The sequence below is a fragment of the Gramella jeungdoensis genome, assembly GCF_023805255.1.
GTDB lineage: Bacteria > Bacteroidota > Bacteroidia > Flavobacteriales > Flavobacteriaceae > Christiangramia > Christiangramia jeungdoensis.
In genome coordinates this window covers 330,947-339,446 of the sequence record NZ_JAMSCK010000005.1, presented here as the reverse complement: position 1 = coordinate 339,446, position 8,500 = coordinate 330,947, and the positions used below count along the sequence as shown (strand labels likewise).

Here is an 8,500-nt window from a genome sequence, read left to right as displayed (position 1 = left end):
CAATGTCACAGCCGAGTAGTACTAATACTCCGTAAAGCTTGATGCGCGATGGCCCTGGGGCTGCAAAACTCCAGGGTCGCCAAATGCTTATTTAGTGTATTGCTTTTCTCTAATTTTTGTTTCTTCAAATATGTCAACAATATTAGAGTAGGCAGTTGGCAGTACCAGTAGGCAGTAATAGCACTGCGCACTGAGACTGGATACTGCATACTAAAAATTTAAGGTGGCTATAGCAACGGGGCTCACCTCTTCCCATTCCGAACAGAGAAGTTAAGCCCGTTAGCGCCGATGGTACTGCTATCATTGTGGGAGAGTAGGTCGCCGCCTTCTTCTTGAAAACCCCTTCAGTTATCCTGAAGGGGTTTTTTTTTTGGGAAGATCTAAACTATCCAATATTTATTACATATCTGATAATCAAATAATTAGGGGAATTTTCCCCATAGCGATACTTTCTTTTTTGAAGTAACTTCATCACTTATCAATCAAAAAACATGTGTCATGAGTTACTTTACCAAAACCACCTTAAGTTGTCTCTTAATCTTATTTCTTTTTATAGGTTGTTCTGACGATGATAACCAGGATCTATCTAATGAGATCTATATGAGCGTAAAAATAGATGGGGTAGATTACAATATGAATTCTAAAACATCTACTTTAACAGCAACACGAATTATAGGAGCTGCAGGAATTTCAAAATTAAAAGTAGAAGCAATCTCTGCCGATGGCCAAAGCCTGAGGTTTATAATTCCTCAATACGCAGGTAAGAATCTATATATGATAGGAGATAACCCTATGCTTCCTAATATTATAGAATATGAAAGTGCTTCGCCATATGGGAACTGGTTCTGTAATCATCCCGGGCCCAATGAAGTGGAAAAGAACTATGTGGAAATTACTGGAGATGACGGGAAGATCATAGAAGGCCTGTTCAGTTTTGCCGGACAGAATTTTGAGGATAATAGTATTCGGCATATCACCGATGGAAGGTTCAGATTAAGTACAAACTAAGCACTAATCGAACATAGATTTCACAACAGTAAGTATACCTTTAAACATGAGGAAAACTGCTGCGGCTGAAGCTGCAATCCCTAAAATGAGAACAGCAAGATACAGATGTTTATCCTGATTGTTGAATGCACTAAAGAGTATGGAAGGTCCTATCATTGCCAGTGGTAATGCTCCGGCCAGGTATTTAATACCCCTGGAAAGTACTTTTTTGTTGGTATGTTTCATTTTATTCAACTGTATAATTAGTATAATCCATCTCGGATAATCTGAAATACCCAAAAGGATAATTATCCCGGTTAGTTTGATTGATGATATTTCCTTTTACTGTTGCCGGCATGGTTTCAAAAGGGCCGCCCTCATTTGAACCAATTTGTGACCGCAAGATAAAAAGATATTCATAATAGTCTTTAGAAATACCCTGCAACTCGATCTCAATAAGATCACCAGGCTCTATATCTTCGGTGGAATAATACCCAAAGATCTGGTTGCCATTTGTAAATTCATCTTCATAGAATTCCAGATTGATACTTTCATTGCTAAATTCAAACAAATAATAGTTCTCTTCATCTGCAGGATCGGTATAATAAGCCTTGATCTCGATATCTTCGCCCGAAAATCCTCCGGACTCTGTTTGTTCAACATAGTCGATATCTGTTACAGGAATCAGGGTTTCTGAGGCCGTATATATTTCATTTTCGTAAGTAACTTCAAGATCATATCTCATGTTTAATTCTGGCCGGAATACAGTGTTTGAATAAATGCCTTCCTCGGAATGCGCAAAATTGAAAATATCTCCATTTTCTGAAATGATCTTCACCTGGGCATCCTCAACTCCCTTTCTTTCTTCTTCATAAAATCCAGATGTTTCTGAGATCAGAATCCTTTGATTTGTTCCCACAGTACCTTTTTCCCAAATAATAGAAGCCTCAATTACCAGTCTCGGATCGTTTTCTTCAAGATCGATATTCACAACGTCCTCACAGGAAATCAAGAAAAAGACAGCGAATAAACTGATGTATTTTATGAATATTTTCATCTAAAATTTAAAGTTATAAGTAATTGAAGGAATTATTCCGAATAGCGATAATCTCACTGCTTCGTTTTTATCGGTGTCTTCATTTTCTCTAAAACTGATTGAATATGCGTTTTTCCTGTTATAAACATTATAGATTCCAAAGTTCCAGTATGACTTAAACTTTTTGTCTCTATTCTTTTTAGGTTCAAAAGTGGCCGATATATCGAGACGATGGTAAGCCGGTAGTCGGTCGCCATTCCTTTCACCATACACAGGAATAGTTACACCTTCATATTCATATTGACCATTAGGAAAGGTAGTGGCCAGTCCAGTTTGATATATGAAATTAGCGTTGAACTGCCACTTTTCGCTTAGCTCGTAACTTCCTGTAAGACTTACGTCATGGGTTTTATCATAATTTGAAAAATACCAGTTCCCATTATTGATCCCCGGTTCTAATTCGGTTCTTCCCGGTGTGCGTTGTTCAGACCTGGAAAGAGTATACCCCAGCCATCCCGTAAGTTTACCGGTATTCTTGCGAAATAGAATTTCCAACCCATAAGCCCTGGATTCCCCATTAAGAACCACTCTTTCAATGGCATTATTAGCAATAAGATTAGCACCGTTTATATAATCTATCCTGTTATCTATTTGTTTATAAAAAGTCTCCAGTTCCAGTGAATAGGTGCTCTCCTGAAAATTTCTAAAATAACCAATAGCATATTGATCCAGGATTTGCGGCTCAATGAACGGCCCACTGGGAGTCCAGACATCAAGCGGGGTAGGAGAACTGGTGTTGGAGATAAGATGCAAATACTGGGTCATCCTGTTATAACTTGCTTTAAACGACTGCTTTTCGTCGAACGTATAAGCCAGGGCGATCCTGGGTTCAAGTTTAGTAAATGATTTTAGAATATCACTTCTTGAATAACTTTGGGTGTCGAGAATTTCAGATTCCCTGTAAATGCCTCTTTCTTCATCATATTCAACAGGATTATCATTTGTATAAACATTGAGTTCTTTTTGACCCAGCCTGAAAAAATTACTTAGTCTCAACCCGTATTCTGCGGAAAATTTTTTGCTTAGATCATGTTCCGCCGAAATATAAAAAGCATTCTCAAAAGCATATTTATTGGTCAATTTGAAATAATTAATCCCAGAATCTTCATCAATGGGTTCTATCTCACCGGGATTAAACTCATAATAAGTATTCTGAATCCCGTATTTCAACTGGAGATGATCATTGATATAATGATTGAAATCGTATTTGAGGTTCATGTTCTTTATGCCGCTGTCCCAGTTAAAGCCAACAAAATTCAGAGTCAGACCGTAATAATAATCACTGTAGATCGCTGAAAGATTGGTGAAAATATTATCTGAAAAGATATGATTCCATCTCAGGTTAAGCACCGCATTGCCATAAGTGTTGTCAAAGTTCTGACTTATCCTGAACACATCCCGACCAAAATATCCCGAAAGCAAAAGTTTATTGCTACTATTCAACTTGTAACTGAGCTTTGTATTTAGATCATAGAAATAAGCCGAATTGCTATTATCGGTAAGTTTTAGGAACAGATGGGCGTAGGAGCTTCTTCCGCCTATAAGGAATGAGCCTTTATCTTTAACTATGGGGCCTTCCGCTAGCAACCTGCTGGAAATTGCTCCAATACCTCCCTGCATTTTAAATTCCTTGCTGTTTCCGTCGCGCTGGTAAATATCAAGAACAGAGGAAACCCTTCCGCCATATTCAGCGGGGATTCCACCTTTATAGAGTTTCAGGTCTTTGATAGCATCAGGATTGAACACTGAAAAAAGTCCGAATAAATGTGAAGAATTGAAAATGGTGGCTTCGTCCAGTAGGATAAGATTCTGATCTACAGTACCCCCACGAACATTGAAACCGGAGGAGCCTTCCCCTGCATTGGAGACCCCAGGAAGTAAAAGAAGTGATTTTACCACATCTACCTCACCGAATACTACCGGCATTCTCTGGATGGTGTTGATTGAAAGGCGGTTTACGCTCATTTCAGGTTTTCTGATATTCAAGCCTGGATTTTCACTGGTTATAACCACTTCTTCAAGATCTTCAGATGACTGATTCAGTTGAAAATCCATTTTTTTATCTGCATCCAGGGTGATGGATCTTCGTATGCTTTGATATCCTATATATGATATTTCGATCACATAGTCGCCTTTGGGAAGTTTGATAGAGTAGTAACCATAATCGTTGGTAACTACTCCTGTTCCTGCTTCAGGAATAATCAGATTAACCCCGATGAGAGTCTCATTGCTGGAAGCATCGGTAATCATCCCATTAAGGGTGAATAACTCCTGGGCCGTAATAGTGCCAGGCAGGCTTAAAAGTAGAAGGAAAACTAAAAAGCGGATTTTCAATTTTTTACTCAAAAATAGAATTAAGTAACGTAATAAAAAAGTTTAGGCTTCAGTAAGCTCTGGGCTTCGTCTTTCTTTTTGAGAAAAACGGAAGAGTAGGGCAAAGCTTACAAAAAGACACGAAAGTAAAATGATGGCCAGGGGAACAGAGCTATTGGTATGAAAAAGGCTTATAAGAAATGAAGTAAAAGCGCCCAGGATCATCTTTAAACTACCAATGAGGGCAGAGGCCCTTCCGGCTTTTTTCTCAAAAGGCTCCAGTGATAAGGCAGTGGTATTAGGATTCTGAAATCCCAATAGAAAGAGCATTAGAAATATCAGCACCGCTGTGGGGATGAATCCAAATTCAAAAATAGAATTTATAAGGAAAAGACTCGATAATATTAATAAGACCACGCTATTGAAAAGGGTGATCTGCAGCGCACTGAATTTTCGCAGAAAAAGCCTGTTTATCTGGCTTCCCAGGATCAATCCGCCGGCATTAAGGCCAAATAGGAGACCGAATTCCTTCTGACTGAGTCCAAAATTTCCCATGAAAAGTTTTGGTGCATCAGAGATATAGGCAAACATGGCACCTATAGCGAAACTTCCGGCGAAAGCGAAACTCCAGAATTTTGGATGAGTGAGAATCCCGAAATATTTAATGGCCACCTGCTTTGGTTTTAGGTCAACCATTTTATCGGGTACGATGCTTTCTGGTAAAAACCTGCTCACACTAATGATCATTATTAGACAAAAAGAAGCCAGAAAAAGAAATATCATTTCCCAGCCAAAAGCATCTATAATAAAACTTCCAACGGTAGGAGCAATTATCGGGGCTCCACCCATAATAAGCATTAATACTGAAATGGCTCCTGCAACCTCGTGAACCGGAAATATGTCTCTAACTACAGCTTTAGCGGCAACCATGCCTGCTGCCGCGCCAATTGCAAGAAAGAACCGGGAAACGATCAGCCATCCCAGATTAGGCGAATACATGCAGCTGATAGCAGATAGAAAGTAAATTCCCAGGCCTATAAGTAGTGGTTTTTTTCTTCCAAATTTGTCCATTATAGGCCCGTAAGCGAGCTGACCTATTGAGATACCAATGAAGTAACTGGTAAGTGTCAGGCCTATCTCACTTATTGAGGTATTAAATTCTTCGGCAATGTTTGAAAACCCGGGTAGGTAGGCATCAATGGAAAAAGGTCCCAGAGCGATAAGAGTTCCCAGGACCAGTAGTATGATGTATTCCTGTTTTTTATTTCTCTCTCCGGTAATTCGGTTCATTGTGCAAATTTCATCAAACAGAATATTATGTTCTAATTTAGCAGAATGTTTAACGAAAGATTAAACTATTTCGATTGAGTTTATAGTAAAAAAAGGCCCCGCACTAAGCGGGGCCTTTCTACTATTATATATTAATAATATTAAGCGGATGTATTTAATATACCATTGAAGTTTTCACTTGGTCTCATCGCTTTTTTTGTAAGCTCTTCATCTGGGAAGTAATAGCCTCCAATGTCTACAGGTGAGCCCTGGGCATCCAGTAGATCCTGAAGTATCTTTTCCTGGTTGTCTTCCATCATTTTGGCAATCCTTCCAAAGTAGATGTTCAGGTCTGTATTACGTTTTTGCTTGGCAAGAGCCTCAGCCCAGTACAACGCAAGATAGAAATGGCTGCCTCGGTTATCAAGCTCGTTAACAACCCTTGATGGTGATCTTCCTTCGTTCAGAAATCTCTCTGTTGCTTCATCAAGAGACTCCGAAAGGGTAAGGGCCTTTTCGTTGCCGTATTTATTTCCAAGATGTTCCAGAGAAACCGCTAAAGCAAGGAATTCTCCAAGTGAATCCCATCTTAAGTGACCCTCTTTAAGGAATTGCTGTACGTGCTTTGGAGCAGATCCACCAGCGCCGGTTTCAAATAGTCCTCCACCATTCATCAACGGAACAATAGAAAGCATTTTCGCACTGGTACCTAATTCAAGAATCGGGAAAAGGTCGGTAAGATAATCTCTAAGTACATTTCCTGTTACAGAGATGGTGTCTTTACCAGCTTTAACACGTTCAAGGGTGTATTTGGTAGCCTCGGTAGGAGCCATGATCTTGATCTCCAAACCTTCAGTATCATGGTCAGGGAGGTATTTGTTCACCTTTTTGATCAACTCAGCATCGTGAGCCCTGTTCTGGTCAAGCCAGAATACTGCCGGCATCCCTGTAGCTTTTGCTCTTGAGATCGCAAGTTTGATCCAGTCCTGGATGGGCGCGTCTTTAACCTGACACATTCTCCAGATATCTCCTTGTTCTACTTTATGCTCTATTACGGTGTCTCCATTAGAGTTGATAACCTTTACTACCCCATTTCCAGGAATTTCAAAGGTTTTATCATGAGAACCATACTCTTCAGCTTTTTGTGCCATAAGACCAACGTTTGGAACAGTTCCCATCGTGGTAGGATCAAAAGCACCATGTTCCTTACAGAAGTCGATAGTAGCCTGGTATAGTCCGGCATAACTACTATCTGGAATTACAGCTTTAGTATCCTGGGTTTTCCCTTCAGCATTCCACATCTGACCAGAAGTCCTGATCATCGCAGGCATTGAGGCATCTATAATAATGTCACTTGGTACATGAAGGTTGGTGATGCCTTCGTCTGAATTAACCATCGCGATATCTGGCCCATCTTTAAGGTCTTTTGAGATGGCTGACTTGATCTCGTCCTTTTTATCTGCTGGAAGGCTTTCTATGGCCTTAAGTACATCTCCCAGTCCGCTGTTTGCATCAGCTCCGGCTTTTTCAAGCTCTTCCCCATATTTTTCGAAAACATCTTCGAAGAATACTCTTACGGCATGACCAAAGATGATAGGATCTGAAACTTTCATCATGGTCGCTTTCATATGAAGAGAGAAAAGAACGTCTTTTTCTTTGGCGTCCTTAACCTGCTCACGAAGGAATGAAAGTAAGGCCTTTTTGCTCATCACGCTCGCATCAACCACTTCGCCTTTTAATACTTTCAGGTTATCCTTTAGTGTCTTTTTTTCTCCGCTATCTGAAGTGAATTCAATTTTGAAACTATCTTCATTCTCCAGGGTAACAGATTTTTCATTAGATCTGAAATCTCCACTGCTCATTGTTGCCACATGAGTTTTGGAATCAGAACTCCATTCTCCCATTGGGTGTGGGTTCTTTTTCGCAAAATTCTTAACGGCTTTAGGAGCCCTCCTGTCAGAGTTTCCTTCTCTAAGAACAGGGTTTACCGCACTTCCTTTTACTTTATCGTAGCGGGCTTTAATTTCTTTTTCTTTATCATTTGCAGGCTCATCAGGATAATTGGGTAGAGTATATCCTTTAGCCTGGAGTTCGGCAATGGCATTTTTTAGCTGAGGAATAGAAGCACTAATATTAGGAAGTTTTATAATGTTGGCCTCTGGTTTTTTTGCCAGTTCTCCCAGTTCAGCAAGATCGTCTGAAAACTTTTGATCATCGTTAAGATAATCTGGAAACTGGGAAAGGATTCTACCAGCTAAGGAAATATCACGTGTTTCAAGGCTAACGCCAGCAGCTTTGGTAAAAGCTTCAATGATTGGAAGGAATGAAAATGTGGCCAGCATTGGAGCCTCATCGGTCTTAGTATAGATAATTTTTTCTTTTTGTGACATTTTTTATGATTTTGGTTGCAATATATTTAAAGAAAGCCCCGGAATTACCAGGGCGCGTTATCACCGCCGCAATATACAGTTTTTAGGGCTTTTATCCTAGGTTAAAAGGACTCTAACCTGTTAAGAAATTATAAATTAACCAATAAAAAAGCCATTTCATTTTAAAGGCTAAAATGAAATGGCTTCTACTGAAACAGTACGTTATCACTCTGATGATAGAAAGTAATGAAAACTCTCTGGTGTGTACTGCTTCATATGATTCAATTTTAAAGGAATTAAAAAAGAACCAAAGTGGGCTTTTATCTTTCAAACTGATTTTGGCATTGCAAAATATGTGGTGTTATATAGAAGATAAAAACCGTATGTAAAGAACTTGCTTTACGCGAAAATAGCTCGATCCAGAAATCCTTTTGTCATTCTCTACTTGCTGAATTCCGAACTATAA

Annotated in this window: 6 protein-coding genes and 1 rRNA gene; 2 read left to right on the top strand and 5 right to left on the bottom strand. The window is 39.4% G+C overall.

All coding sequences use genetic code 11. From position 1 onward, the window contains the following. The first annotated feature begins 219 nt into the window (after positions 1-219). Positions 220-330, top strand: a 5S ribosomal RNA gene (gene rrf / locus NE848_RS14910). 168 nt (positions 331-498) lie between these two features. Then, a complete protein-coding gene (locus NE848_RS14905; RefSeq protein WP_252115080.1) occupies positions 499-1,008 on the top strand; it encodes a hypothetical protein in 510 nt (169 codons plus the stop codon). Between the two features lie 3 nt (positions 1,009-1,011). On the opposite strand, the gene NE848_RS14900 is transcribed toward NE848_RS14905, so the two are convergent. The 5 genes from NE848_RS14900 to NE848_RS14880 form a co-directional block, all read right to left on the bottom strand. Then, positions 1,012-1,233, bottom strand: coding sequence for a DUF6095 family protein (locus NE848_RS14900; protein WP_252115078.1), 222 nt, complete (start codon positions 1,231-1,233; stop codon positions 1,012-1,014). 1 nt (position 1,234) lies between these two features. Continuing rightward, positions 1,235-2,044, bottom strand: a complete 810-nt coding sequence (locus tag NE848_RS14895; RefSeq protein WP_252115076.1) for a DUF4249 domain-containing protein — start codon at positions 2,042-2,044, stop codon at positions 1,235-1,237. Beyond that, positions 2,045-4,429: a TonB-dependent receptor gene (locus tag NE848_RS14890; RefSeq protein WP_252115067.1), complete on the bottom strand. Its 2,385-nt coding sequence runs from the start codon at positions 4,427-4,429 to the stop codon at positions 2,045-2,047. A 30-nt stretch (positions 4,430-4,459) separates the two neighbouring features. Further along, positions 4,460-5,686: a multidrug effflux MFS transporter gene (locus tag NE848_RS14885; RefSeq protein WP_252115065.1), complete on the bottom strand. Its 1,227-nt coding sequence runs from the start codon at positions 5,684-5,686 to the stop codon at positions 4,460-4,462. A 140-nt stretch (positions 5,687-5,826) separates the two neighbouring features. Continuing rightward, positions 5,827-8,055 (bottom strand): NADP-dependent isocitrate dehydrogenase, encoded by a 2,229-nt coding sequence (locus NE848_RS14880; protein ID WP_252115063.1) that lies wholly within the window; start codon positions 8,053-8,055, stop codon positions 5,827-5,829. Positions 8,056-8,500: the final 445 nt, after the last annotated feature.